General features: G+C 61.8%; 21 protein-coding genes. 12 read left to right on the forward strand and 9 right to left on the reverse strand.

Annotated features, from left to right (window positions below):
• Positions 1-11: 11 nt before the first annotated feature.
• Positions 12-401: a tautomerase family protein gene (locus ACQUTP_RS05560; RefSeq protein WP_023318664.1), complete on the forward strand. Its 390-nt coding sequence runs from the start codon at positions 12-14 to the stop codon at positions 399-401.
• 21 nt (positions 402-422) lie between these two features.
• On the opposite strand, the gene ACQUTP_RS05565 is transcribed toward ACQUTP_RS05560, so the two are convergent.
• Positions 423-1154: an HPP family protein gene (locus ACQUTP_RS05565; RefSeq protein ID WP_285755018.1), complete on the reverse strand. Its 732-nt coding sequence runs from the start codon at positions 1152-1154 to the stop codon at positions 423-425.
• A 198-nt stretch (positions 1155-1352) separates the two neighbouring features.
• Here ACQUTP_RS05565 and ACQUTP_RS05570 point away from each other — a divergent pair, with 198 nt between their 5' ends.
• Positions 1353-2462: an adenosylhomocysteinase gene (locus tag ACQUTP_RS05570; RefSeq protein ID WP_004203536.1), complete on the forward strand. Its 1110-nt coding sequence runs from the start codon at positions 1353-1355 to the stop codon at positions 2460-2462.
• A 34-nt stretch (positions 2463-2496) separates the two neighbouring features.
• Here the strand turns inward: ACQUTP_RS05570 and cobT are convergent, their stop codons facing one another.
• The 6 genes from cobT to dacD form a co-directional block, all read right to left on the reverse strand.
• Entirely contained in the window at positions 2497-3564 is a 1068-nt protein-coding gene (gene cobT / locus ACQUTP_RS05575) for a nicotinate-nucleotide--dimethylbenzimidazole phosphoribosyltransferase (protein ID WP_101993215.1), read from the reverse strand.
• Positions 3565-3591: 27 nt separating this feature from the next.
• A complete protein-coding gene (cobS, locus tag ACQUTP_RS05580) occupies positions 3592-4332 on the reverse strand; it encodes an adenosylcobinamide-GDP ribazoletransferase (protein WP_004203543.1) in 741 nt (246 codons plus the stop codon).
• 312 nt (positions 4333-4644) lie between these two features.
• Complete coding sequence (locus ACQUTP_RS05585; RefSeq protein WP_002911883.1) at positions 4645-4968, reverse strand: DUF496 family protein; 324 nt, start codon at positions 4966-4968, stop codon at positions 4645-4647.
• Between the two features lie 167 nt (positions 4969-5135).
• Entirely contained in the window at positions 5136-6194 is a 1059-nt protein-coding gene (locus ACQUTP_RS05590) for an FUSC family protein (protein ID WP_004203544.1), read from the reverse strand.
• Between the two features lie 98 nt (positions 6195-6292).
• Entirely contained in the window at positions 6293-6766 is a 474-nt protein-coding gene (gene sbmC, locus ACQUTP_RS05595; protein ID WP_117131175.1) for a DNA gyrase inhibitor SbmC, read from the reverse strand.
• 185 nt (positions 6767-6951) lie between these two features.
• Positions 6952-8115, reverse strand: a complete 1164-nt coding sequence (gene dacD, locus ACQUTP_RS05600) for a serine-type D-Ala-D-Ala carboxypeptidase DacD (RefSeq protein ID WP_004203546.1) — start codon at positions 8113-8115, stop codon at positions 6952-6954.
• Between the two features lie 180 nt (positions 8116-8295).
• Here dacD and sbcB point away from each other — a divergent pair, with 180 nt between their 5' ends.
• A complete protein-coding gene (sbcB, locus tag ACQUTP_RS05605; RefSeq protein ID WP_064187759.1) occupies positions 8296-9720 on the forward strand; it encodes an exodeoxyribonuclease I in 1425 nt (474 codons plus the stop codon).
• Positions 9721-9942: 222 nt separating this feature from the next.
• On the opposite strand, the gene fusA is transcribed toward sbcB, so the two are convergent.
• On the reverse strand, positions 9943-12045 hold the full coding sequence (fusA, locus tag ACQUTP_RS05610; protein WP_285755026.1) for an elongation factor G: 2103 nt from the start codon (positions 12043-12045) through the stop codon (positions 9943-9945).
• Between the two features lie 240 nt (positions 12046-12285).
• On the opposite strand from fusA, the gene ACQUTP_RS05615 reads away from it, so the two are divergent.
• Positions 12286-12594, forward strand: a complete 309-nt coding sequence (locus ACQUTP_RS05615; RefSeq protein WP_065877387.1) for an ArsR/SmtB family transcription factor — start codon at positions 12286-12288, stop codon at positions 12592-12594.
• A gap of 16 nt (positions 12595-12610) precedes the next feature.
• On the opposite strand, the gene nifJ is transcribed toward ACQUTP_RS05615, so the two are convergent.
• On the reverse strand, positions 12611-16126 hold the full coding sequence (nifJ, locus tag ACQUTP_RS05620) for a pyruvate:ferredoxin (flavodoxin) oxidoreductase (RefSeq protein WP_285755028.1): 3516 nt from the start codon (positions 16124-16126) through the stop codon (positions 12611-12613).
• A gap of 403 nt (positions 16127-16529) precedes the next feature.
• Between nifJ and nifH the strand changes: the two genes are divergently transcribed.
• The 8 genes from nifH (at position 16530) to ACQUTP_RS05660 (ending at position 25493) form a co-directional block, all read left to right on the forward strand.
• Positions 16530-17411 (forward strand): nitrogenase iron protein, encoded by an 882-nt coding sequence (gene nifH, locus ACQUTP_RS05625; protein ID WP_004203553.1) that lies wholly within the window; start codon positions 16530-16532, stop codon positions 17409-17411.
• Positions 17412-17427: 16 nt separating this feature from the next.
• Complete coding sequence (nifD, locus tag ACQUTP_RS05630; RefSeq protein WP_032456353.1) at positions 17428-18876, forward strand: nitrogenase molybdenum-iron protein alpha chain; 1449 nt, start codon at positions 17428-17430, stop codon at positions 18874-18876.
• A 55-nt stretch (positions 18877-18931) separates the two neighbouring features.
• On the forward strand, positions 18932-20494 hold the full coding sequence (gene nifK, locus ACQUTP_RS05635; protein WP_182971837.1) for a nitrogenase molybdenum-iron protein subunit beta: 1563 nt from the start codon (positions 18932-18934) through the stop codon (positions 20492-20494).
• Positions 20495-20533: 39 nt separating this feature from the next.
• Positions 20534-20752 carry a putative nitrogen fixation protein NifT gene (gene nifT / locus ACQUTP_RS05640; protein WP_004203557.1) on the forward strand — a complete coding sequence of 73 codons (219 nt, stop codon included), beginning with the start codon at positions 20534-20536 and terminating at the stop codon, positions 20750-20752.
• Positions 20753-20762: 10 nt separating this feature from the next.
• Entirely contained in the window at positions 20763-21425 is a 663-nt protein-coding gene (locus tag ACQUTP_RS05645; protein WP_004203559.1) for a NifB/NifX family molybdenum-iron cluster-binding protein, read from the forward strand.
• An 842-nt stretch (positions 21426-22267) separates the two neighbouring features.
• On the forward strand, positions 22268-23641 hold the full coding sequence (nifE, locus tag ACQUTP_RS05650) for a nitrogenase iron-molybdenum cofactor biosynthesis protein NifE (protein ID WP_032454924.1): 1374 nt from the start codon (positions 22268-22270) through the stop codon (positions 23639-23641).
• A gap of 9 nt (positions 23642-23650) precedes the next feature.
• Positions 23651-25036, forward strand: coding sequence for a nitrogenase iron-molybdenum cofactor biosynthesis protein NifN (nifN, locus tag ACQUTP_RS05655; protein ID WP_285755031.1), 1386 nt, complete (start codon positions 23651-23653; stop codon positions 25034-25036).
• Positions 25023-25493: a NifB/NifX family molybdenum-iron cluster-binding protein gene (locus tag ACQUTP_RS05660; RefSeq protein WP_004203562.1), complete on the forward strand. Its 471-nt coding sequence runs from the start codon at positions 25023-25025 to the stop codon at positions 25491-25493. The genes nifN and ACQUTP_RS05660 overlap by 14 nt, the downstream gene beginning before the upstream one ends.
• The last annotated feature ends 73 nt before the right edge of the window (positions 25494-25566 follow it).

A 25566-nucleotide genomic window follows, 5' to 3' on the forward strand; every position in this document is an offset into this window, starting at 1 on the left:
GGAACACCTGCATGCCATTACTGACATTTGACCTGATAGAAGGCCGTACGGAACAGGAGATCAGAACCCTGCTGGATGCCGCTCATCGCGCCGTGCTGCGCGCCTTCGAGGTACCGGAACGCGACCGCTACCAGATTGTTCACGAAAACAAAGTCCACCATATGGTGATTGAAGATACCGGCCTCGGACTGACCCGCACGCGGGATCTGGTGGTGGTGCGGGTCTATACCAGCCCGCGCAGCGACGCGCAGAAGCAGCGCTTCTTCGCCATATTGCAGGAGGAGCTGGCGGAGCACTGCGGCCTGAGCGGCGATGATCTGATGGTGTCGATTATCAGCAACCAGAAAGGCGACTGGAGCTTTGGCCGCGGGGTCGCCCAGTATCTTACCGGCGATCTCTAACCCGCGGCCGGGAGAGTGCTGTCAGCGGCGGCCAGCCGCCGCGATGCGCTGGCGCGCCTGCTGTTCGATATTTTCCAGCAGTTCCTGGACATCGTCTTCGTCAATGTCGAGGAACTGTCCTTCCAGCAGCGCGGCGTGAATATCTTCCCGGGTAACCGAAATGCCCAGCGGCACCGCCCGGGGTTTTACCTCCTCTGCCGCCAGCGGATGGGGGTAGCGGCGGCCAACCAGATTGTTAAACACGATGGCCAGCAGCGCCAGCATCAGGGAGTTGAGCAGCACCGGCGTCAGCACAAAGTGATAGCCTTCGCTGTGCACCCCGGCGCCGCCGAGGATCGCCGTCAGGGCCACCGCGCCGCCGGGAGGATGCAGGCAGCGCAGAAAATACATTCCGGCGATGGCCAGCGCCGCCGCCAGCCCGCAGGCCAGCGCCGGGTCGGGCACCAGCATACCCACCGTGACGCCGATCAGCGCCGACAGCACATTGCCGCCGACAATCGACCACGGCTGCGCCAGCAGACTGCTCGGCACGCCAAACAGGAGTACCGCCGAGGCGCCCATGGGGGCAATAAACCACAGGTTAACTTCGCCCAGCAGCCAGTGGCTGAACATGCTGGTCACCGCCAGGCCGGTGCCGGCGCCGATGGATCCCAGCACAATATGCCGTCGAGCCACCGGCAGCGCATGCGGCTTCAACCGCCCAAGGAAAATCCGCAGCCGTGAAAACAGGCCCGCGGGAATGACACTCAACATCGCTTTATCGCTCAGATCATAGGAATAACTTATATTTTATTTTCTTTTTTTAACCTTACATTAACAACCCTGTATTTCGCAGGGGATCGCACGGGCGGCGATTTCCAGGCGGCACAGGGCTGTGAATTCTCGCCCGGACTGATAGAATCCCTTTTCTGTCAGGGGGATACCCCTTTGCGAACTGAAGGTCATAACCCAGTGAATAATAAAATCTCTTTAGCGAAAGAAGTGGCATGGGCCAGCCAGAATATGCCGCGTACCCTGCGCCAGGTCGCCGCCCTGCCCGACCTCAGCGGCGTCCGCCTGGCCTGCTGTATGCACCTCGACATGAAAATGATCCCGCTGGTGCAGGGGATCCTCGACAAGGGCGCTCAGGTCTTTTTAACCACCTGTAACCCCACCACCGTGCAGGACGACGTGGTGGCCTGGCTGGTGGAGCGTGGCGCCGAGGCCTGCGCCTGGCGCAATATGAGCGATGCCGACTGGCAACAGTCATGGGAAAAAGCGATCGCCTGGCAGCCGACTCACCTGTGCGAAATGGGAGCCGATATCACCACCCTCCTCCACCAGCGCGGCGAGTTCGGCAACATCGTGGCGGGTCTGGAAGCCACCGGCTCCGGCGTCAATCGGCTGGGGGATATTCAGCCCGGCTATCCGATCTTTAACTGGGACGATCTGCCGGTCAAAGAGGGGCTGCATAACCGCCATATGGTCGGACTCACCGCCTGGCATACCTTCTTCCAGACCACTCATCTCACCCTGCATGAGAAAAAAGTGCTGGTCATCGGCTACGGCCTGGTTGGCCAGGGCGTCGCGGCGGCGGCAAAAGCTTTTGGCGGCCAGGTGATGGTGGCGGAGATCGATCCTGCCCGTCGACTGCAGGCGGCCTATGACGGCTGGCACGTGGTCGATCTCCAGGAGGCTATCGCCTCGGCGGACGTGGTCGCCACGGCGACAGGCGGTAAAAACGTGGTTAATCGCCAGGCGCTGGACCGGGCGAAAGCGGGAGTGTTTATCCTTAACGTCGGCCACGTGGCGGAAGAGATCGATGGCGAATACCTGCGCCAGTATCCTCAGGAAGAGGTGATGCCGTATATCAACGCCTACCGCATGGCTGACAAAACCGTCTACCTGATGGCCAATGGCTCGATGCTCAACCTGACCGCCGGCTTCGGCGACAGCCTGAACGCCTTTGACGTCACCCTGGCGGTGATGGCCAGCGGTATCGGTCATATTGTCAGCGACGGTATGCGCGCCCCGGCGCAGGTTTACCTGCTACCGCAGGCGGTCTGGCAGCAGGCGCTGTAAACCCGGCGCATCGTCGAAACGATGCGCTTTATCTTCAGGACGTTGGCGCGCTATCGGGCAGCACAATGTTGCTCTGCGCCAGGGTCCCCATCTGATGGTACATCGCGCTGGCGGCATCCAGCAGGTGCATGGCCAGCGCGGCGCCGCTGCCCTCCCCCAGGCGCATGTCCATATCGAGATACGGGCGCAGACCCAGCGCGTCGAGGGCGATCCGCGCCCCTTTCTCCGCCGACAGGTGCGAAGGGATAAGATACGGGTGCGCCGCCGGGGCCATGCGGCAGGCCGCCAGAGCCGAAGCGTAGGAGAGGAAACCATCCAGCACCACCGGCAGACCGCAGGAAGCCGCCCCGAGGATCACCCCGGTCATGCCCACCAGATCAAAACCGCCCACCTTCGCCAGCACGTCCAGCCCGTCCGCCGGGTTCGGCTGGTTATGAGCGATCGCCTGGCGCACCACCGCCACCTTATGGCCCCGCTGCGCCAGCGGCAGATTAGCCCCGCAGCCCACCACCGCGTCGGGGTCGCTGCCGGTCAGGACGCTGATCGTCGCTGCCGCCGGGGTGGTATTGGCCATCCCCAGCTCTCCCACGCCAAAGACTTTCACTCCGTCGGCGGCAAGCTGGCGGGTGAAACGCATGCTGGCCAGCAGCACCGTCTCCGCCTGCTGACGGCTCATCGCCGCCGTCCGGGCGATATTCCCGCTACCGCGGGCCACCTTGAGGTTGATCAGGCCCGGAAGCGGCTCGGCGTCGATGCCGACATCCACCACCTCCACTCTCACCCCAGCCTGCGCCGCCAGCACGCAGACGCCGGTGTTGCCCCGTACCATATTGCCGGCATGAATGGCCGTCACCGCCTGCGGCGAAGGGGTCACGCCTTCATGCCAGACGCCATGGTCGGCGCACATGACCACGATGGCTTTATCGCTCAGCGCCAGCTGCCCCTGCAGCCCCGGCAGACCGGCCAGCTGCACCGCCAGGCTCTCCAGACGGCCAAGGCTGCCGGGCGGCTTTAACAGGCCGTCAATATGCTGCTGCGCGCGCGCCATGCCCGCCACATCGGGCTGCGGAATGGCAGCCAGTAACGCCGAAAGTGTTTCCATTCTGTTCCTCACCGTGGATGCCAGGCCTTACAGTAGCGCCAGTAAAAAGAATACTTCGCCCAGCTCGATCGCCGCTCCGAGGGTATCCCCGGTCTGCCCGCCGAGGGTGCGCTTCAGCGCCCACCCCAGGCCCCCGATCAGCACCAGGGCGATCAGCGCGGCGCGCAGCCCCTGCAGCCCCAGCAGGGCGGTGGCCAGCGCGATCGCTATCGCCAACGTCGTTAGCGTCTGCTGCAGGCTAATCTTGCCAATAAACAGATTGCCCAACCCTTTTTCCCGCGCATAGCGATGGCGATACATCAGCAGTACCGCCATCCCGCGACCGACGGCGCAGGCCGCCGCCAGCGCCGCGATGGGGTTGACATCGCGCAGCAGCAGTTCGCCGACCACCAGCACCTTGGCCACCAGCACAAAAATCAGCGCCAGACCGCCGTGGGTCCCCAGCCGGCTGTCGCGCATGATCTCCAGCATCCGATCGCGGGTGCGGGCGGAGAAGATGCCGTCGCAGGTATCGGCCAGCCCGTCAAGATGAAATCCGCCGGTGAGCAGCGCCAGCGCCAGCGCGCCGAACAGCGCCGCCAGCGGGACGCCGCACCATGGCTGCAGGAGGTACACCACCGCGCCGGCGATGGCGCCGAGCAGTAAACCGACCAGCGGGAAGGTAACGATACTGCGCTGGTACTGTTCGATCTCCAGGCCCTGGGATAACCGCGCCGGGACCGGCAGACGGCTGATAAACGAGAGTGCAGCAAAGAATGACTTAATCACGTGGGGTTGACTCCTGTCGGCGAAAGCAGCGGAAGAGTTCTGTCGCGCCCGGTCAGCACCTGAGTTTGTCTTCTGGCGAATCGATCGTCGGAGAGGTGAGAGGTGTTGAGATATCGCCCTGACGCCGCTGCGTCAGATGCCCGGCCAGGATGAGAGAAACCTTTCCGATATCAATACGTTTTCGCGGGGCAGTATAGCAAAGAGTCGGCGAGGAGAGGCAGTTGCCGGGACAAAGTTTTCGCAGAAATATGCGTTGAGGAGCTGGTAGTGCAGAACAGCCCGGCGACGCTGACCGCCGCCGGACAGCAGGGATTAGCCTTCGACTTTGGCTTCGCCCATCACTTTCAGTTTTTTGGAGATGTCGCGACGCTCTTTGGACAGCTCGGCATTCTTGATGATGTAGTCATCAACGCGGTCTTCGTAATCGCTCTTCATGCTGGCGATGATGCCCTGGATAGCTTCCACGCTCATGCCCGGCTTGATGTAGTCGCTGAGATTGTCCAGCAGCAGAACGCGCTTCTGGTTATCACGGATCTTTTTCTCAACGTCCTGAATTTCACGCTGCAGTTTGTTCTTACGACGGTACAGACGAACAAACTCCAGTACGTCCTGGAAAGAAGGCTTAGTTGTTTCCATTTTTACACCCCTAATAATTGAGATTCGGATTCGTAAAGCGACTGCGTTATAGGGCTAACATAACTGCTAGCAGCCGCTGATGACAATGTTTTTTCCTTTGCGTTTATCATAACCCTAAACGCTGCTGAATCGAAACAACCCATGCAGTTACCCGGCGCATCTGGTGCTTATTTGCGCAATGCGCGGCAGATCAGATGCGACAGCAGCTCCAGCTGGCGTGCCAGTTCAATAGAGAGCCAAACATAGCCATGGATCGGGGTTTCTGCCAGGCTGTCGTCCCCCTGCTCTTTCATCAGCTGGCGCAGTTCGAGGACAATCTCATTCAGCTTTTCATTGTTGGCGCGCACAGGCTGAGGGTTTCCTTCGTACAGCGCGTGGGCGATGGCCAACAGCGTCTGCTGGGTCATCTGCTGCGTCTCCCGCAGGGTGTGCGCATTGAGCATCACGAAGTGACCCGGACGGGTTGCCCACCAGGCGTTAATCTGCAGCTCCAGCATGCACACGAGGTTGCGGCTGACGGTCTGGATAGCCTCGAAGATCGCCTTCTGGATATGCGTCTCTTTGCTGGCGGGAGTGATCAGCCCGCGCATTTTGACGACGTCGTTGAGCGCCTGCTGAAGATGTTTTTCCAGCCGCGGCCGATCCACCAGATTTGGCGAGAAGCCGGCCTGGTAGAGGCGGTTGAAGTTGGTGACGTAGCTGGCCATCTGGATGCGCCAGTGGATAAACGCCCGCTGCGGCCAGATACCGGTAAACAGCATTGCCAGCAGCGAGCCGAAGATCACGTCGCCGCTTCGCCACAGCGCGGTATGCATATCGCCGGGCGGCGCCCCGACCACCACCGACAGGGTAATGCCGATCAGCAGCGCCTGATAGGGTTTCTTGCCCAGCGCCAGCCAGCCGCAGAGGAACATTGCCGCCGCGCACCAGAGGACCATCAGCGGCAGGGAGATAAGCTCAAGCTTCAGCGCCACCAGCCCCAGCGCCGAGCCGAGGATCGTGCCGCCGATGCGCTGAAACGCCCGCGGCACGACGTTGCCCCAGAAGGAGATCGGCCCCATCACCACCACCAGGGTGATAAGAGGCCAGGTCCCCTCGGGCACGTTCAGCAGCCGCACCAGCAAAAAGGTGAGCACAAAGGCCAGCGCAATCCGCACACCATGCACCACCCGATAATGGCGATACAAGCGGATCTCAAATGGCTTGAGTGATTTATCAGCGCGCACAACCCTCTCCGGCAAAACGAAAAGGCCAATTGTAACTGCTTTTTCGCCCGGAGCGTGCCGGGAATGTAAAAATCCTTGTCCGGAACAGGGGTAAACCGCTACGACGCGACGCGCTCAACGGGGACATACATGTCGATATCCCAGTAGCCGTCGTGGTTGCCGTCGTTAAGATAGACCTCAAAGCAGGGCTGGGGGGCAATGCGATACGCCGTGCTCTGCTGCAGGCTGTCGAAAAACCGTCTCCACGGGGTGGCGAAGTCGTAATCCACCACCCGAGCGCGGGCGCAGGCGTAATCCCCGCCGGCAATCGCCGCCAGTATCACCCCTTCGCTGTTGGCGGGAATGACGTAATCCTCGTCAACGGCGACCACGGTGGCGCAGCGTAGTTTTTCCGCTGGCACGTCCTCCGGGTTATCGTAGTAGACGGCAAGCCACTCGCGGGCGGGCACCTGCTGGCCCTCAACCCACATCATCAGTTGCTCAAACCCCTGCTTGACGGTTTGATCCCAGGGCCCGACCAGATGGAAACCGGCAATGGTTTTCTTGCCGAGGGTGGTGACGCTGTAGTTCATCTTGCCTCCTTTGTGAACAAATTACTGTATAAATGTACAGTTAATCTAGCAGGAGATACCCCCTCAGTATGTGCGCGAATTCACAGAGTCGCCATTGCGGCTGATGAAAAAAACGGCGACTTTGTCGCCGCGTCTGCCGGGCGGCAGCCGAAAAAAAACCGCCTGCAAAGAGGCGGTTATCATGGTTACAGCTCGTGGTGCAGGTAATCGCTCATTCGCGAGAACACCCCGCCTTTATTAATGCTTTCGAGGGTGACCAGCGGATAGTGGCCCACGACCTTGTCGCCGTCATACAGCGAAATCTCGCCGACCCGCTGGTTGGCGGCGATCGGCGCCTCCAGATCCTTTTTATCCAGCACGTATTTCGCCTTAATCCGCGATACTTCCGCCTTCGGCAGCGCTAACCAGAAATCTTGATCGGTGCCGAGCTTAATCTGCTCTTTATCGCCGTACCAGATGCGCTCGGTGCCGACCTTCTGCCCCTTCTGCAGCACCTGCACGGTGTCGAAGTTCTGCTGCCCCCAGTGCAGCAGTTTCGCGGCCTGCTGCTCGCGGCCTTTCGGGCTGTCGGCCCCCATCACCACGGCGATCAGCCGGCGCTGGCCATCCACCGCCGAGGCGATCAGGTTGAACCCGGCGCCCGATGTGTGGCCGGTTTTCAGGCCATCGACGTTCATGGTTTTATCCCACAGCAGACCGTTCCGGTTTTGCTGGGTAATGCCGTTCCACGTCAGGCTTTTCTGGCTGTACATGTGGTAGACGTCAGGCTCGCCATGGATAATCGCCCGCGACAGCACCGCCAGATCATAGGCCGAACTGTGCTGGCCCGGGGCATCAAGGCCGTGGACGGTTTCGAAATGGGTGTCCTGCAGATGCAGTTTTTCGACATACTGATTCATCAGGGCGACAAACTGCGGCTGACCGCCGGCGACATAGTCGGCCAGCGCGACGCAGGCGTCGTTGCCGGAGTCGACAATCAGCCCACGGCTGAGGTCGCGGACGCTGACGCGGTCCCCTGGCTTTAAGAACATCAGGGATGACCCGTCGAACACCGGGTTGCCCTTCGCCCAGGCGTCTTTACCCACGGTGACGATATCATCAAAGGTGATACGATGGCTGTCGATGGCACGATCGACCACGTAGCCGGTCATCAGTTTGGTCAGGCTGGCAGGATTACGCTGCTGATGTTCGTTACCCGCGGTCAGCACCTGACCGGTGGTGTAATCCATCAGCACCCAGGAGCCAGCCTGAATGGAAGGCGGCGCGACCGTAGCAGGTAAGTCGACGGCAAATGCGCAGGAAACGCTCGAAGCGAGCAAAGATACAGCAATAAACAAACGGCCTTTCAACGGCATATCCTCTAGATTTACAGATCCGCCGTCCTTTTTACGGAACTTCGCGTTTCATATCAGGGTTTAATTGCAAGAAAATATGACACAGCAGAGGAAGTTGCTTGCCGTTACCCTTCTGATGACCGGGCAAATCGTTTACCATACCGGTCGCACGCCACCACGGATAATGAACAGACTATGCAAGATAGCGTCAACCAGCCCGGATTTTTATTCCACGATTATGAAACCTTCGGCTCCAGCCCTTCCCTTGACCGGCCGGCGCAGTTCGCCGCCATCCGCACCGACGCGGAGTTAAACGTGCTCGGCGAGCCCGAGGTGTTTTACTGCAAGCCCGCTGACGATTATCTGCCGCAGCCGCAGGCGGTGATGATCACCGGGATCACCCCGCAGGAAGCGCTGGCCAAAGGGGATAACGAGGCCGCGTTTGCCCGCCGCATCCACGATCTGTTCACGGTGCCGCAGACCTGCATCGTCGGCTATAACAACGTGCGCTTTGACGACGAAGTGACGCGGAATATCTTCTATCGCAACTTCTATGACCCTTATGCCTGGAGCTGGCAGCACGATAACTCGCGCTGGGATCTGCTCGACGTGATGCGCGCCTGCTATGCCCTGCGTCCGGAAGGGATCGTCTGGCCGGAGAATGACGAGGGTCTGCCGAGCTTCCGGCTTGAACATCTGACCGTCGCCAACGGTATTGAACACCAGAACGCCCATGACGCGATGGCCGACGTTTACGCCACCATCGCCATGGCGAAGCTGGTGAAAACCCGGCAGCCGCGGCTGTTTGACTATCTCTACAGCCACCGCAATAAGCGCAAGCTGGCGACGCTCATCGACGTGCCGCAAATGAAGCCGCTGGTGCATGTCTCCGGCATGTTCGGCGCCGCGCGCGGCAACACCAGCCTGGTGGCGCCCCTGGCCTGGCATCCGGAAAACCGCAATGCGGTGATCATGGTCGATCTGGCGGGGGATATGGCGCCGCTGCTGGAACTGGATGCCGACGCCCTGCGCGAGCGGCTTTACACCCCGCGCGCCGAGCTTGGCGATCTGCCGGCGGCGCCGATTAAACTGGTGCATTTGAACAAATGTCCGGTGCTGGCCCAGGCCAATACCCTGCGCCCGCAGGATGCCGACCGGCTGGGGATCTCTATTCAACGCTGTCTGGAGAATGCCCAGCTGCTGCGGGCGAATCCGCAGGTGCGGGAGAAAGTGGTGGCGGTGTATGCCGAAGCCGAGCCGTTCGTGCCGTCCGAAAACGTCGACGCCCAGCTTTACAATGGGTTCTTTAGCGATGCCGACCGCGCGGCGATGAAAATCGTGCTGGAAACCGAACCGCGCAATCTGCCGGCGCTGGATATCACCTTCGCCGACAAGCGCATCGAACGCCTGCTGTTTAACTACCGGGCGCGCAACTTCCCCGGCACGCTCGATGAACATGAGCAGCAGCGCTGGTTAGAGCACCGTCGTCAGGTATTTACGCCTGAGTTTTTGCAGGCCTATGCCGATGAGCTGCAGATGCTGTATCAGCAGTATGCGGATGATAAAGAGAAGCTGGCGCAGCTGAAGGCGTTGTGGCAGTACGCGCAGGATATTGTCTGATTGGCGGACATGCCCGGGTTGCGGCTAACGCCTTACCCGGGCTACAAACGATGACCGGGGAGGACGCCTGACCGTAGGCCCGCGCAAGCGCAGCGCCGCCGGGCATTGCCTCCCCAGTTCGTGCTTACCTTTTTGCCCGGTGGCGGCTTCGCCTTACCGGGCCTGGACGCTGGTACCAGAGTAGCCCGGGTAAGGCGCTAGCCGCTACCCGGGATGACTGGCTTAACTTTTCGCACGGCTGGCGATGATTTCATCCGCTACGTTGCGCGGCGCTTCCGCGTAGTGGTGGAACTCCATGCTGTAGGTTGCTCGTCCCTGAGACATCGAGCGCAGCGTGGTGGAATAACCAAACATCTCCGCCAGCGGCACATCGGCGCGGATGATCTGGCTGCCGAAGCGCTCTTCCATCCCCTGCACCATCCCGCGACGGGAAGAGAGATCGCCCATGATATTCCCGGCGTACTCTTCCGGCGTCTCCACCTCCACGTGCATCACCGGCTCAAGGATCACCGGGTCCGCTTTGCGCGCCCCTTCCCGGAAGCCAAAGATCGCCGCCATGCGGAACGCCATTTCCGAGGAGTCCACGTCGTGGTACGACCCGAAGGTCAGGGTCGCTTTCACGTCAACCACCGGATAGCCCGCCAGCACGCCGGTGCCCATCGCTTCGCGCAGCCCTTTCTCCACGGAAGGGATGTACTCGCGCGGCACTACCCCGCCTTTGGTGGCGTCCTCGAAGACGAATCCGCTGCCCGGCTCCAGCGGCTCCAGGGTCAGCACGACGTGCCCGTACTGCCCTTTACCGCCGGACTGGCGCACAAACTTGCCTTCCACGTCCGTCACTTTCTTGCGCAGGGTTTCGCGGTAGGTGACCTGCGGACGACCAATGTTGGCCTCGACGCCAAACTCGCGCTTCATCCGGTCGACAATGATCTCCAGATGCAGCTCGCCCATGCCGGAGATAATCGTCTGGCCGGACTCTTCATCGGTATGCAGACGGAACGACGGATCTTCCGCCGCCAGCCGCTGCAGCGCGATGCCCATTTTCTCCTGGTCCGCTTTGGTCTTCGGCTCAATCGCCAGCGAAATCACCGGCTCCGGAAACTCCATCCGTTCGAGGGTAATGATCGCATCCGGATCGCACAGCGTATCGCCGGTAGTGACATCCTTCAGCCCAACGCAGGCCGCGATATCCCCGGCGTGCAGTTCGTCAACTTCATGGCGATCGTTGGCCTGCATCAGCACGATACGTCCGATGCGCTCTTTCTTGCCCTTCACCGGGTTCCACACCGCATCGCCTTTCTTCAGCGTCCCGGAGTAGACGCGGATAAAGGTCAGCTGGCCGACGTAGGGGTCGGTCATCAGTTTGAATGCCAGCGCCGACAGCGGCTCATCGTCGCTCGGATGGCGTTCCGCCGGCTGGCCTTTCTCATCCACGCCCTGTATCGCCGGAATATCCAGCGGCGACGGCATCAGCTCCACCACCGCGTCGAGCATGCGCTGCACGCCTTTGTTTTTAAAGGCGCTCCCGCAGAGCACCGCCTGGATTTCACCCTTCACCGTGCGCTGGCGCAGACCGGCGACGATCTCCGCCTCGTCCAGCTCGCCGGTTTCGAGGTATTTATCCATCAGCGCGTCGCTGGCCTCCGCCGCCGCCGAGACCATTTTCTCCCGCCACTCGCGGGCAGTCGCCAGCAGATCGTCAGGGACCGGCCCGTAGCTGAAGGTCATGCCCTGAGTGGCGTCATCCCACAGGATGGCGCGCATTTTGACCAGGTCGACGACGCCGGTGAAGTGCTCTTCGGCGCCAATAGGGATGACAATCGGCACCGGGTTGGCCTTCAGGCGGTCGATCATCATCTGCACCACGCGGAAGAAATCCGCCCCGGGGCGGTCCATCTTGTTGACGAAGGCCAGCCGCGGGACATGGTATTTATTCGCCTGGCGCCAGACGGTCTCCGACTGGGGCTGCACTCCGCCGACAGAGTCGTACACCATCACTGCGGCGTCGAGCACGCGCATGGAACGTTCCACCTCAATGGTGAAGTCCACGTGCCCCGGGGTGTCGATGATATTGATCCGGTGCGGCTCGAAGCTGCGGTCCATACCCGGCCAGAAGCAGCTCACCGCCGCCGAGGTAATAGTGATCCCGCGCTCCTGCTCCTGGGCCATCCAGTCGGTGGTTGCCGCGCCATCGTGTACTTCACCCAGCTTATGGCTCATCCCGGTGTAAAACAGGATGCGCTCGGTGGTGGTGGTTTTACCGGCATCGATATGCGCGGAGATACCGATGTTGCGATAACGTTCGAGGGGGATGGGTCGGGGCATGATGCGTCCTTAGTCGTTTTGACTGTCAGTCTGCGGTCGGAATGATCCGCAGTTCATTTCACTGCCGCTTATGATAGTACAATTGTACGAGTATATTCGAACTATTTTGACTATTATTATGATTGGTCAGGTTGCGGCGGCGCGCGTGGTATCAGACCTGGAGTTTGGGTATAGTAGCCGCCAGCCGCCGATACGGGCTGCGACCGCCATGCGCCGCGCCACCGCCGACACAGGATTATTATGATCGCCAATCACCCCGAACGAGAACAAATTCGCCTGGAAAATGTCCTTTCCGCGCTCGGCAACCCGCTGCGACTGGAGATCATCCGCACCCTGGCCGACGGCAGCGAGCAGAGCTGCAACGCGCTGCGTCAGCAAGAGGTGGCCAAGTCCACCATGACCCACCACTGGCGCGTCCTGCGCGACAGCGGTGTGATCTGGCAGCGGCCTCAGGGACGGGAGAATATGATTTCGCTGCGCCGGGAAGATCTGGACGCCCGTTTTCCCGGCCTGCTGGATACGCTGCTGAACGTGATGCAGCAGCCGTGAATCGCTAACCGACAGCCTACTCCCCCCCCGCCAGCCGCTGATACTGTCTGAAACGGGCCCGGGCATCGTCCTCCGTTTGCCGGAACAGGGCGTCCGCCAGATCCGGTGTGGTTTTGTGCAGCGCGGCATAGCGCACCTCGCCGAGCAAAAAGTCGCGGAAGCTCTCTTCCGGCTCTTCGGAGTCCAGTATAAACGGCGTTTTGCCCTCGGCTTCGTGCTGCGGATGATAGCGCCACAGGTGCCAGTATCCCGCCTCCACCGCCCGCTTCGCCTCGCGCTGACTGCAGCGCATCCCGGCTTTCAGACCGTGGTTGATACAGGCGGCGTAGGCGATCACCAGCGACGGCCCCGGCCAGGCTTCGGCCTCGGCGATGGCCCGCAGGGTCTGATCTTTATCGGCGCCCATGGCGATCTGGGCGACGTAAACATTGCCGTAGCTCATCGCCATCATGCCGAGATCTTTTTTCCGCGTGCGTTTCCCCTGCGCGGCAAATTTGGCGATCGCCGCCACCGGGGTCGACTTGGACGACTGGCCGCCGGTGTTGGAGTAGACCTCGGTATCAAACACCAGAATATTGACGTCTTCCCCGCTGGCCAGCACATGATCGAGGCCGCCGAAGCCGATATCGTAGGCCCAGCCATCGCCGCCGAAGATCCACTGCGAACGCCGGACGAAATAGTCACGGTTCTGCCAGAGCTGCTCCAGCAGCGGAACCCCCTCTTTTTCCGCCGCCAGCAACGCACTGAGGCGGTCCGCGCGTTCGCGGGTCCCCTCCCCCTCATCCTGCTGCGCCAGCCACTGCCGCATCGCGGCGTGAAGCGCGTCGCTGACCGGCAGGGCCAGGGCGCGGGTCATCTCCTCGGCGATCTGTTGGCGGATCGCCTGGCCGCCAAGCATCATGCCAAGCCCGAACTCGGCGTTATCCTCGAACAGCGAGTTTGCCCAGGCCGGCCCGTGGCCGCGGTGGTTGGTGGTATAGGGCATCGAAGGCGCGCTGGCGCCCCAAATCGAAGAGCAGCCCGTGGCGTTGGCGATCAGCATCCGGTCGCCAAACAGCTGGGTGATCAGCCGGGCATAAGGGGTTTCGCCGCAGCCCGCGCAGGCGCCGGAAAACTCCAGCAGCGGCGTTTCGAACTGGCTGCCTTTGACCGTCGTTTTGCGAAACGGGTTGTCTTTTGGCGCCAGCCCCAGGGCGTAATCCCAGACCGGGGCCATCGCGCGCTGGCTGTCGAGGGAGACCATCTGCAGCGCCTTGCCGCGCGACGGGCAGCTCTCCACACAGTTGCCGCAGCCGGAGCAGTCCAGCGGCGAGATAGCCAGATGATAGTGGTAGTCTTTGGCCCCCTGGGCCGGTTTGCTCAGCAGCCCGGCGGGCGCCGCGTCCTGCTCTTCAGCGCTCAGCAACGCCGGGCGGATCGCCGCATGCGGGCAGACGAAAGCGCACTGGTTACACTGGGTGCAGCCGTCGGGCTGCCAGACCGGCACCTCCAGGGCAATGCCGCGCTTCTCCCAGGCGGCGGTGCCGGAGGGAAAGGTGCCGTCTTCCATCCCGGCGAAGGCGCTCACCGGCAGCAGGTCGCCGCGCTGGCGGTTCATGGGCTGCAGAATATCGCGGATAAAGTCCGGCATCAGGGTTGTCGCCTGCGGCGCCGGCGCCTCGAGGGTCGCCCAGTGGGCGGGAACCGTCACCCGACGCAGCGCCGCCATCCCCAGCTCGATAGCCCGCTGGTTCATCTCAATGACGCTCGCCCCTTTGCTGCCATAGCTTTTCTCCACCGCCTGCTTGAGATAGTCCGCCGCGGTTTGCGGATCGATAATGGCCGTCAGCTTAAAGAACGCCGCCTGCATCAGCATGTTAAAGCGCCCGCCGAGGCCCAGCTCGCGGGCGATGTCCACCGCGTTGAGGGTATAAAAGTCGATCTTTTCCTGCGCCAGATAGCGCCGGACGCTGACCGGCAGGTGCTGCTCCAGCTCCGCCTCGGACCAGCTGCAATTGAGCAGAAAAGTGCCCCCCGGCTTCAGCCCCTCCAGCAGGTCGTAGCGGTCGACATAGGATTGCTGAGAGCAGGCGATAAAATCGGCCCGGTGGATCAGGTAGGGCGAGGTGATCGGCCGATCGCCAAAGCGCAGGTGTGAGACGGTGATCCCCCCGGACTTTTTCGAGTCGTAGGAAAAGTAGGCCTGAGCGTAGAGCGGCGTGTTATCGCCGATGATCTTGATGGCGCTTTTGTTCGCCCCGACGGTACCATCCGAGCCCATGCCCCAGAATTTGCAGGCAGTGATCCCGGCATGGGAGACCGCCAGCGGTTCCTGCCGGGCGGGCAGCGAGGTAAAAGTGACATCATCGACAATGCCCAGGGTAAAGCCGTCCTTCGGCAGCGGCTGCCTGAGGTTGTCAAACACCGCGGCGATATCGTTGGGCAGCACGTCCTTACCGCCGAGCGCGTAGCGGCCGCCGACGATCAGCGGCGCATCGTCGCGCTGATAGAAGGCGTTTTTGACGTCGAGGCACAGCGGTTCCGCCTGCGCTCCCGGCTCTTTGGTGCGGTCAAGGACGGCAATGCGCTGCACGCTGGCGGGCAGTTGGGCGAAGAAGTGCGCCAGCGAGAACGGCCGATAGAGATGGACGCTGAGCAGCCCCACCTTCTCCCCCGCCGCATTGAGCGTCTCCACCACCTCCTGGACGGTGTCGCACACTGAGCCCATGGCGATAATCACCCGCTCGGCGTCCGGCGCGCCGTGGTAATTAAACAGGTGATATTCCCGCCCGGTAAGCGCGGTGATCTTCGCCATATAGCTTTCCACCAGATCGGGCAGCGCGAGGTAGAAGCGGTTACCGGCCTCCCGCTCCTGGAAGTAGATATCCGGGTTTTGCGCGGTGCCGCGGATCACCGGGTGATCCGGGTGCAGCGCCTGACGACGAAAGCGCTCCAGCGCCGGGCGGTCCAGCAGCGTCGCCAGTTGCTCATACGCCAGCACCTCGATCTTCTGTATTTCGTGCGAAGTACGAAAGCCGTCGAAGAAGTTGATAAACGGTATCCGCCCGGCGATCGCCGCCAGGTGAGCCACCGCCGACAGGTCCATCACCTGCTGAACGTTATTCTCCACCAGCATGGCGCAGCCGGTCTGGCGCACCGCCATCACGTCCTGATGGTCGCCAAAAATATTCAGCGAATTGGTCGCCAGCGCCCGGGCGCTGACGTGAAAGACGCCCGGCAGCAGCTCCCCGGCGATTTTGTATAAATTGGGGATCATCAGCAGCAGCCCCTGCGACGCGGTGTAGGTGGTGGTGAGCGCCCCCGCCTGCAGCGCGCCGTGCACCGCCCCGGCTGCACCGGCTTCAGACTGCATCTCCATCAGGCGCACCGGTCGACCAAAGAGGTTCTTTTTCCCCTTAGCGGCCCATTCATCGACATTTTCCGCCATCGGCGTGGAGGGGGTGATGGGATAGATGGCCGCCACGTCGGTAAAGGCGTAGGAGATCCAGGCCGCCGCCGCGTTGCCATCCATTGTTTTCATGTTTCCGGACATCGTTCAATCCTCGAAGGTGAGCGTTCTCTTTACCGCGACAGCCCGCGGCAAACCCTGTTTCCTCTTCAAGCACAGCCTGTGCCAGCTCGCGAATTGCCGCCTGTCGCTTATTAATTCAACAGGTTAAGGGAAGAAAGGCGCAGATCCGTCCGGCGGAATTGCGGGGAATAAGACACAGGGCGCGACAAGCTGTTGAACAGGCGACAAAGCGCCGCGCCGGGCCGGTGGCGGGAAATTGTTCTGTTTCGCACATTTGGTGGCGTTATTGTGCCGTTTGCGCAGGCCCCCTGCGCGGCCGGTTTACATAAAACACTTATTTATCAAACACCTAAATAAAAAATCACAGCTGGTATGTTCCCTGCACTTCTCTGCTGGCAAACACTCAACAACAGGAGAAGTCACCATGACCATGCGTCAATGCGCTATCTACGGTAAAGGCGGTATCGGTAAATCCACCACCACCCAGAATCTCGTCGCGGCTCTCGCCGAGATGGGTAAGAAAGTGATGATCGTCGGCTGCGATCCGAAGGCGGACTCCACCCGTCTGATCCTCCATGCGAAAGCCCAGAACACCATCATGGAGATGGCGGCGGAAGTGGGCTCGGTCGAGGATCTGGAGCTCGAAGACGTGCTGCAAATCGGCTATGGCGATGTCCGTTGCGCCGAATCCGGCGGCCCGGAGCCAGGCGTCGGCTGTGCCGGACGCGGGGTGATCACCGCCATCAACTTCCTCGAAGAAGAAGGCGCCTATGAAGAAGATCTGGATTTCGTCTTCTATGACGTCCTCGGCGACGTGGTCTGCGGCGGCTTCGCTATGCCGATCCGCGAAAACAAAGCCCAGGAGATCTACATCGTCTGCTCCGGCGAGATGATGGCGATGTATGCCGCCAACAATATCTCCAAAGGGATCGTGAAGTACGCCAAATCCGGCAAGGTACGCCTCGGCGGCCTGATCTGTAACTCGCGTAAAACCGACCGCGAAGATGAGCTGATCATCGCCCTGGCGGAGAAGCTTGGCACCCAGATGATCCACTTCGTTCCCCGCGACAACATTGTGCAGCGCGCGGAGATCCGCCGGATGACGGTGATCGAGTACGACCCGACCTGTCAGCAGGCCAACGAATATCGTCAACTGGCGCAGAAGATCGTCAATAACACCAAAAAAGTGGTGCCGACCCCCTGCACCATGGACGAGCTGGAGTCGCTGCTGATGGAGTTCGGCATCATGGAAGAAGAAGACACCAGCATCATTGGTAAAACCGCCGCTGAAGAAAACGCGGCCTGAGTACAGGATCCTCACCATGACCAACGCAACAGGCGAACGTAACCTTGCGCTCATCCAGGAAGTCCTGGAGGTGTTTCCCGAAACCGCGCGCAAAGAGCGCAGAAAGCACATGATGATCAGCGATCCGCAGATGGAGAGCGTCGGCAAGTGCATTATCTCGAACCGTAAATCGCAGCCCGGGGTGATGACCGTGCGCGGCTGCGCCTACGCCGGCTCGAAAGGGGTGGTGTTTGGGCCAATCAAAGACATGGCCCATATCTCGCACGGCCCCATCGGCTGCGGCCAGTACTCGCGCGCCGGACGGCGCAACTACTATACCGGCGTCAGCGGTGTCGACAGCTTCGGCACCCTGAACTTCACCTCTGATTTTCAGGAGCGCGATATTGTCTTCGGCGGCGATAAAAAGCTGAGCAAACTGATCGAAGAGATGGAGCTGCTGTTCCCGCTGACCAAAGGGATCACTATCCAGTCGGAGTGCCCGGTGGGCCTCATCGGCGATGACATCAGCGCCGTGGCCAACGCCAGCAGCAAGGCGCTGGATAAACCGGTGATCCCGGTGCGCTGCGAAGGCTTTCGCGGCGTATCGCAGTCGCTGGGCCACCATATCGCCAACGACGTGGTGCGCGACTGGGTGCTGAACAATCGCGAAGGGCAGCCGTTTGCCAGCACCCCGTACGATGTTGCCATCATTGGCGATTACAACATCGGCGGCGACGCCTGGGCCTCGCGCATTCTGCTGGAAGAGATGGGGCTGCGCGTAGTGGCGCAGTGGTCCGGCGACGGCACCCTGGTGGAGATGGAGAACACCCCGTTCGTTAAGCTCAACCTCGTCCACTGCTACCGCTCGATGAACTATATCGCCCGCCATATGGAGGAGAAACATCAGATCCCGTGGATGGAATATAACTTCTTCGGCCCGACCAAAATCGCCGAATCACTGCGCAAAATCGCCGATCAATTTGATGACACCATTCGCGCCAATGCGGAAGCGGTGATCGCCAAATATGAGGGGCAGATGGCGGCCATCATCGCCAAATATCGCCCGCGGCTGGAGGGGCGCAAAGTGCTGCTGTACATGGGGGGGCTGCGGCCGCGCCACGTCATCGGCGCCTATGAGGATCTCGGGATGGAGATCATCGCCGCCGGCTACGAGTTTGCCCATAACGATGATTACGACCGCACCCTGCCGGACCTGAAAGAGGGCACTCTGCTGTTTGACGATGCCAGCAGCTATGAGCTGGAGGCCTTCGTCAAAGCGCTGAAGCCCGACCTCATCGGCTCCGGGATCAAAGAGAAATATATCTTCCAGAAAATGGGGGTGCCGTTCCGCCAGATGCACTCCTGGGACTATTCCGGCCCCTATCACGGCTATGACGGCTTCGCCATCTTTGCCCGCGATATGGATATGACCCTGAACAATCCGGCGTGGAACGAACTGACTGCCCCGTGGCTGAAGTCTGCGTGATTGCCCCTTCACTGTCCCGTCAGTCCACCGATTTGTGGCGCGGGAGGAGAACACCATGAGCCAAACGATCGATAAAATTCACAGCTGTTATCCGCTGTTTGAACAGGATGAATACCAGACCCTGTTCCAGAATAAAAAGAGCCTTGAAGAGGCGCACGACGCACAGCGCGTCCAGGAGGTGTTTGCCTGGACCACCACCGCCGAGTATGAAGCGCTGAACTTCCAGCGCGAGGCACTGACCGTCGACCCGGCCAAAGCCTGCCAGCCGCTCGGCGCCGTACTCTGCGCGCTGGGGTTCGCCGGCACCCTGCCCTACGTGCACGGCTCCCAGGGCTGCGTCGCCTATTTTCGCACCTACTTTAACCGCCATTTTAAAGAGCCGGTGGCCTGCGTCTCCGACTCCATGACCGAGGACGCGGCGGTGTTCGGCGGCAACAACAACATGAATCTGGGCCTGCAGAATGCCAGCGCGCTGTATAAACCCGAGATTATCGCCGTCTCCACCACCTGCATGGCCGAGGTGATCGGCGACGATCTGCAGGCGTTTATCGCCAATGCCAAAAAAGAGGGATTTGTCGACGACAGCATCGCCATTCCTTACGCCCATACCCCCAGCTTTATCGGCAGCCATGTCACCGGCTGGGACAATATGTTCGAAGGGTTCGCGAAGACCTTTACCGCTGACTACGCCGGGCAGCCGGGCAAACTGCAAAAGCTCAATCTGGTGACCGGATTTGAGACCTATCTCGGCAACTTCCGCGTGCTGAAGCGGATGATGGCGCAGATGGATGTCCCGTGCAGCCTGCTCTCCGACCCATCCGAGGTGCTCGACACCCCCGCCGACGGCCATTACCGGATGTACGCCGGCGGCACCAGCCAGCAGGAGATCAAAACCGCGCCGGACGCCATTGACACCCTGCTGCTGCAGCCGTGGCAGCTAGTGAAAAGCAAAAAGGTGGTTCAGGAGATGTGGAATCAGCCCGCGACGGAGGTGGCCGTTCCGTTGGGTCTGGCCGCTACCGACGCGCTGCTGATGACCGTTAGTCAGCTAACCGGCAAACCGATCGCCGACGCCCTGACCCTGGAGCGCGGCCGGCTGGTGGACATGATGCTGGACTCCCACACCTGGCTGCACGGCAAAAAATTCGGCCTCTATGGCGATCCGGATTTCGTGATGGGCATGACGCGCTTCCTGCTGGAGCTGGGCTGCGAGCCGACGGTGATCCTCAGCCATAACGCCAATAAACGCTGGCAAAAAGCGATGAAGAAAATGCTCGATGCCTCGCCGTACGGCCAGGACAGCGAAGTGTTCATCAACTGCGACCTGTGGCACTTCCGGTCGCTGATGTTCACCCGCCAGCCGGACTTTATGATCGGTAACTCCTACGGCAAGTTTATCCAGCGCGATACCCTGGCGAAGGGCAAAGCCTTCGAAGTGCCGCTGATCCGTCTCGGCTTTCCGCTGTTCGACCGCCATCATCTGCACCGCCAGACCACCTGGGGCTATGAAGGCGCGATGAACATCGTCACGACGCTGGTGAACGCCGTGCTGGAAAAACTGGACCACGACACCAGCCAGTTGGGCAAAACCGATTACAGCTTCGACCTCGTTCGTTAACCATCAGGCGCCCCGCCGCAGGCGGGGCCAGGAGGGAGTATGCCCATCGTGATTTTCCGTGAGCGCGGCGAGGCGCTGTATGCCTATATCGCCAAACAGGATCTGGAGGCTCGGGTGCTCCAGGTCGAACATGACGAGACCGACCGCTGGGGCGGCGCGATTGCCCTTGAAGGGGGACGTCGCTACTACGTCAATCCGCAGCCGGGGCGGCCGGTCTTCCCGATAAGCCTGCGCGCCACCCGCAGCACGCTGCTATAAGGAGCTGGAAATGTCCGATAACGATACCCTTTTCTGGCGTCTGCTGGCGCTGTTCCAGACGCTGCCGGAGCTGCAGCCGGTACAAGTCGTCGACTGGCTGGCGCAGGAGTGCGGCGAGACCTTGACCCCGGCACGCTTAACCACCCTGACGCAGCCTCAGCTGGCCGCCAGCTTTCCTTCGGCGACGGCGGTGATGTCCCCGGCCCGCTGGGCGCGGGTCATCGCCTGCCTTCAGGGGGCGCTGCCCGGCCATTTACGCATCGCCCGCCACCCTCAGCGAACGCCGCAGCTGCGGGTCGCTTTTTGCTCGCAGGATGGCCTGACCATCAATGGTCATTTTGGCCAGAACCGGCTGTTTTTTATCTATGCCTTCGATGACCAGGGCGGCTGGCTGGCAGATCTGCGCCGCTATGCCTCCCCTTCGGCGGCGTCTGACGCCAGCGAGATGCGCGCCAGGCTACTGGAGGATTGCCATCTGCTGTTTTGTCAGGAGATTGGCGGGCCTGCCGCCGCGAGGTTGATCCGCCATCAGATCCATCCGATGAAAGCGCCACCGGGCACGACGATTCAGGCGCAGTGCGCCGCGGTGAGCGCGATGCTGGCCGGTCGGCTGCCGCCGTGGCTGGCGAAGCGCCTCAACCGGGATAACCCTCTGGAGGAACGTGTTTTTTAATCGTTGTGTTGTGCTTGTTGCCCGCCGACCCCGCGGGCCTTTTTTTGCCCCTGCAGGGGCATCCTTTCTTTCAGCAAGGCAAGCGCCGCAGGACAGGGACAAAAGTGACAGCGGGGGGTTGGGCGCATCAGGAAATGTTGTGCTTGTTGCCCGCCGACCCCGCGGGCTTATTTTTGCCCCCGCAGGGGCATCCTTTCTTTCAGCAAGGCAAGCGCCGCAGGACAGGGACAAAAGTAACAGCGGGGGGTTAGGCGCATCAGGAAATGTTGTGCTTGTTGCCCGCCGACCCCGCGGGCCTTTTTTTACCCCTGCAGGGACATCCTTTCTTTCAGCAAGGCAAGCGCCGCAGGACAGGGACAAAAGTGACAGCGGGGGGTTGGGCGCATCAGGAAAATTGGCGAGAACGCAGGCGCGCATCCAGGACTGGCCGCCAGGACGGCGGCCAGAGGGCGGTCGAGACAGGGATGTCGAGTCCGCCCGTTCCGCCAGATGAAGCCGGAGTGGAGCGGACCGCGCAGCGGCAATTTTCAGCGCCATGCGGGGGGTCATGGGGGGCGGGCGAAACGCCCCCCATGCCGTTCACCCGCAGAGGGCGCGATGAAATAGAGAGGAAGGTCGGTGAACGGAATATTCCACCTTATCGACCCTTCCCGCCATTCACCAGTCTGCAGCAATACTGTCGCGGTAAATCCAGTTATCAGCGCGATAAATCATGCCCCCCCTTGTCCGATTGTTGCCTTTGTCGCAAAACCCACAACCCTTTTTCCTTAAAAATCAATCCCCCTCTCCCTGGAGCGCGAATTGCATCACCTCTCCGGTCTCCCACCGTCAACGAGGTCACTATGAAGGGAAAGGAAATTCTGGCGCTGCTGGACGAACCCGCCTGCGAGCACAACCAGAAGCAAAAATCCGGCTGCAGCGCCCCTAAGCCCGGCGCCACCGCCGGCGGCTGCGCCTTCGACGGCGCGCAGATAACGCTCCTGCCCATCGCCGACGTCGCGCACCTGGTGCACGGCCCCATCGGCTGCGCGGGCAGCTCGTGGGATAACCGTGGCAGCGTCAGCGCCGGCCCGGCCCTCAACCGGCTCGGCTTTACCACCGATCTCAACGAACAGGATGTGATTATGGGCCGCGGCGAACGCCGTCTGTTCCACGCCGTGCGTCACATCGTCGACCGCTATCGCCCGGCGGCGGTCTTTATCTACAACACCTGCGTACCGGCGATGGAGGGCGATGACATCGAAGCGGTATGCCAGGCCGCGCAGACCGCCACCGGCGTCCCGGTCATCGCCATTGACGCCGCCGGCTTCTACGGCAGCAAAAATCTTGGCAACCGGATGGCGGGCGACGTGATGCTCAGGCAGGTGATTGGCCAGCGCGAACCCGCCCCGTGGCCGGACAACACGCCCTTTGCCCCGGCCCAGCGCCACGATATCGGCCTGATTGGCGAATTCAATATCGCCGGCGAGTTCTGGCAGGTCCAGCCGCTGCTCGACGAGCTGGGGATCCGCGTCCTCGGCAGCCTCTCCGGCGACGGCCGCTTTGCCGAGATCCAGACCCTGCACCGGGCGCAGGCCAATATGCTGGTCTGCTCGCGGGCGCTGATCAACGTCGCCCGGGGGCTGGAGCTGCGCTACGGCACGCCGTGGTTTGAAGGCAGCTTCTACGGGATCCGCGCCACCTCCGACGCCCTGCGCCAGCTGGCGGCGCTGCTGGGGGATGACGACCTGTGCCGCCGCACCGAGGCGCTGATCGCCCGCGAGGAGCGAGCGGCGGAGCAGGCGCTGGCGCCGTGGCGCGAGCAGCTCCGCGGGCGCAAGGTGCTGCTCTACACCGGCGGCGTGAAATCCTGGTCGGTGGTCTCGGCCCTGCAGGATCTCGGCATGACCGTGGTGGCCACCGGCACGCGGAAATCCACCGAGGAGGATAAACAGCGGATCCGGGAGCTGATGGGCGACGAGGCGGTGATGCTTGAGGAGGGCAACGCCCGCACCCTGCTCGACGTGGTGTACCGCTATCAGGCGGATCTGATGATCGCCGGCGGACGCAATATGTACACCGCCTGGAAAGCCCGGCTGCCGTTTCTCGATATCAATCAGGAGCGGGAGCACGCCTACGCTGGCTACCAGGGCATCATCACCCTCGCCCGCCAGCTTTGTCTGACCCTCGCCAGCCCCGTCTGGCCGCAAACGCATGCCCGCGCCCCGTGGCGCTAGGAGAACACCATGGCAGACCTTATCCGTAGCGAAAAACCGCTGGCGGTGAGCCCGATTAAAACCGGGCAACCGCTCGGGGCGATCCTCGCCAGCCTCGGGCTGGCCCAGGCCATCCCGCTGGTCCACGGCGCCCAGGGCTGCAGCGCCTTCGCCAAAGTTTTCTTTATTCAGCATTTCCATGACCCGGTGCCGCTGCAGTCGACGGCCATGGATCCGACCGCCACGATCATGGGGGCCGACGGCAATATCTTCACCGCGCTCGACACCCTCTGCCAGCGCCACAGTCCGCAGGCCATCGTGCTGCTCAGCACCGGTCTGGCGGAAGCGCAGGGCAGCGATATCGCCCGGGTGGTGCGCCAGTTTCGCGAGGCGCATCCCCGCCATAACGGGGTGGCGATCCTCACCGTCAACACCCCGGATTTTTTTGGCTCTATGGAAAACGGCTACAGCGCGGTGATCGAGAGCATCATCGAGCAGTGGGTGGCGCCGACGCCGCGGCCGGGGCAGCGCCCCCGGCGGGTCAACCTGCTGGTCAGCCACCTCTGTTCGCCAGGGGATATCGAATGGCTGAGCCGCTGCGTGGAGGCCTTTGGCCTGCAGCCGGTGGTCCTGCCGGACCTCTCGCTGTCGATGGATGGCCACCTCGGTCAGGGGGATTTTACGCCCCTGACCCAGGGCGGCGCCTCGCTGCGCCAGATTGCGCAGATTGGCCAGAGTCTGGGCAGCTTCGCCATCGGCGTGTCAATGCAGCGGGCGGCATCCCTCCTGAGCCAGCGCAGCCGGGGGGACGTGATCGCCCTGCCGCACCTGATGACTCTCGACCACTGCGATACCTTTATCCATCAGCTGGCGAAGCTGTCCGGACGCCGCGTACCGGCCTGGATTGAGCGCCAGCGCGGCCAGCTGCAGGATGCGATGATCGATTGTCATATGTGGCTGCAGGGCCAGCGCATGGCGATGGCCGCGGAGGGCGACCTGCTGGCGGCATGGTGTGATTTCGCCCGCAGCCAGGGGATCCAGCCCGGCCCGCTGGTTGCCCCCACCAGCCACCCCAGCCTGCGCCAGCTGCCGGTCGAGCAGGTGGTGCCGGGGGATCTTGAGGATCTCCAGCAGCTGCTGAGCCACCAACCCGCCGATCTGCTGGTGGCTAACTCGCACGCCCGCGATCTGGCGGAGCAGTTTGCCCTGCCGCTGATCCGCGTCGGCTTTCCCATCTTCGACCGACTCGGCGAGTTTCGCCGGGTCCGCCAGGGGTACGCCGGCATGCGCGACACGCTGTTTGAGCTGGCCAATCTGCTGCGCGACCGCCATCACCACACCGCCCTCTACCGCTCGCCGCTTCGCCAGGGCGCCGACCCCCAGCCGGCTTCAGGAGACGCTTATGCCGCCCATTAACCGACAGTTTGAGATGGTCCACGCCGACGAGTGGTCGATGAAAGTCGCCTTCGCCAGCTCCGATTACCGCCACGTCGATCAGCATTTTGGCGCCACGCCGCGGCTGGTGGTCTACGGCGTCAAGGCGGATCGGGTCACCCTGCTGCGGGTGGTGGAGTTCCCGGTCGTCAGCGGCCATCAGACCGAGAAGATAGCCGAGCGTGTCCACGCCCTGGAGGATTGCGTCACCCTGTTCTGCGTGGCGATTGGCGAGGCGGTTTTTCGCCAGCTGCTGCAGGTGGGCGTCCGCGCCGAACGGGTTCCCGACCAGACCACCATCCTCGGCTTACTGCAGGAGATCCAGCTCTCCTGGTATGAAAAAGCGCAGCGCCGCAGCACGCGGCAACGCGACCCGCAGCGCTTTAACCGCCTGCTGGAGGAGCAGACATGGCGGGAGGAGCCCGACCCGCAGCCCTGAGCCTGTCGTTTATGTGACAAAGCCCACAAAACGCCACAACAGTGTCGGCTCTGTCGGGGGAGCTGATTCAGCC

Origin of the sequence: Klebsiella sp. 2-CIP_Kleb. (genome assembly GCF_050378715.1) — a bacterium.
Taxonomy (GTDB): Bacteria; Pseudomonadota; Gammaproteobacteria; order Enterobacterales; family Enterobacteriaceae; genus Klebsiella; species Klebsiella quasipneumoniae.

Bases quoted from the DNA above. Each gene is read 5' to 3' on its own strand.
- ACQUTP_RS05560 (WP_023318664.1), top strand. From the start codon at position 12: ATGCCATTACTGACATTTGACCTGATAGAAGGCCGTACGGAACAGGAG.
- ACQUTP_RS05565 (WP_285755018.1), bottom strand. From the start codon at position 1,154: ATGTTGAGTGTCATTCCCGCGGGCCTGTTTTCACGGCTGCGGATTTTC.
- cobT (WP_101993215.1), bottom strand. From the start codon at position 3,564: ATGGAAACACTTTCGGCGTTACTGGCTGCCATTCCGCAGCCCGATGTG.
- ACQUTP_RS05585 (WP_002911883.1), bottom strand. From the start codon at position 4,968: ATGGAAACAACTAAGCCTTCTTTCCAGGACGTACTGGAGTTTGTTCGT.
- sbmC (WP_117131175.1), bottom strand. From the start codon at position 6,766: ATGAACTACAGCGTCACCACCCTCGGCAAGAAAACCATTGCCGGTTTC.
- sbcB (WP_064187759.1), top strand. From the start codon at position 8,296: ATGCAAGATAGCGTCAACCAGCCCGGATTTTTATTCCACGATTATGAA.
- fusA (WP_285755026.1), bottom strand. From the start codon at position 12,045: ATGCCCCGACCCATCCCCCTCGAACGTTATCGCAACATCGGTATCTCC.
- ACQUTP_RS05615 (WP_065877387.1), top strand. From the start codon at position 12,286: ATGATCGCCAATCACCCCGAACGAGAACAAATTCGCCTGGAAAATGTC.
- nifJ (WP_285755028.1), bottom strand. From the start codon at position 16,126: ATGTCCGGAAACATGAAAACAATGGATGGCAACGCGGCGGCGGCCTGG.
- nifH (WP_004203553.1), top strand. From the start codon at position 16,530: ATGACCATGCGTCAATGCGCTATCTACGGTAAAGGCGGTATCGGTAAA.
- nifD (WP_032456353.1), top strand. From the start codon at position 17,428: ATGACCAACGCAACAGGCGAACGTAACCTTGCGCTCATCCAGGAAGTC.
- nifK (WP_182971837.1), top strand. From the start codon at position 18,932: ATGAGCCAAACGATCGATAAAATTCACAGCTGTTATCCGCTGTTTGAA.
- nifT (WP_004203557.1), top strand. From the start codon at position 20,534: ATGCCCATCGTGATTTTCCGTGAGCGCGGCGAGGCGCTGTATGCCTAT.
- ACQUTP_RS05645 (WP_004203559.1), top strand. From the start codon at position 20,763: ATGTCCGATAACGATACCCTTTTCTGGCGTCTGCTGGCGCTGTTCCAG.
- nifE (WP_032454924.1), top strand. From the start codon at position 22,268: ATGAAGGGAAAGGAAATTCTGGCGCTGCTGGACGAACCCGCCTGCGAG.
- nifN (WP_285755031.1), top strand. From the start codon at position 23,651: ATGGCAGACCTTATCCGTAGCGAAAAACCGCTGGCGGTGAGCCCGATT.
- ACQUTP_RS05660 (WP_004203562.1), top strand. From the start codon at position 25,023: ATGCCGCCCATTAACCGACAGTTTGAGATGGTCCACGCCGACGAGTGG.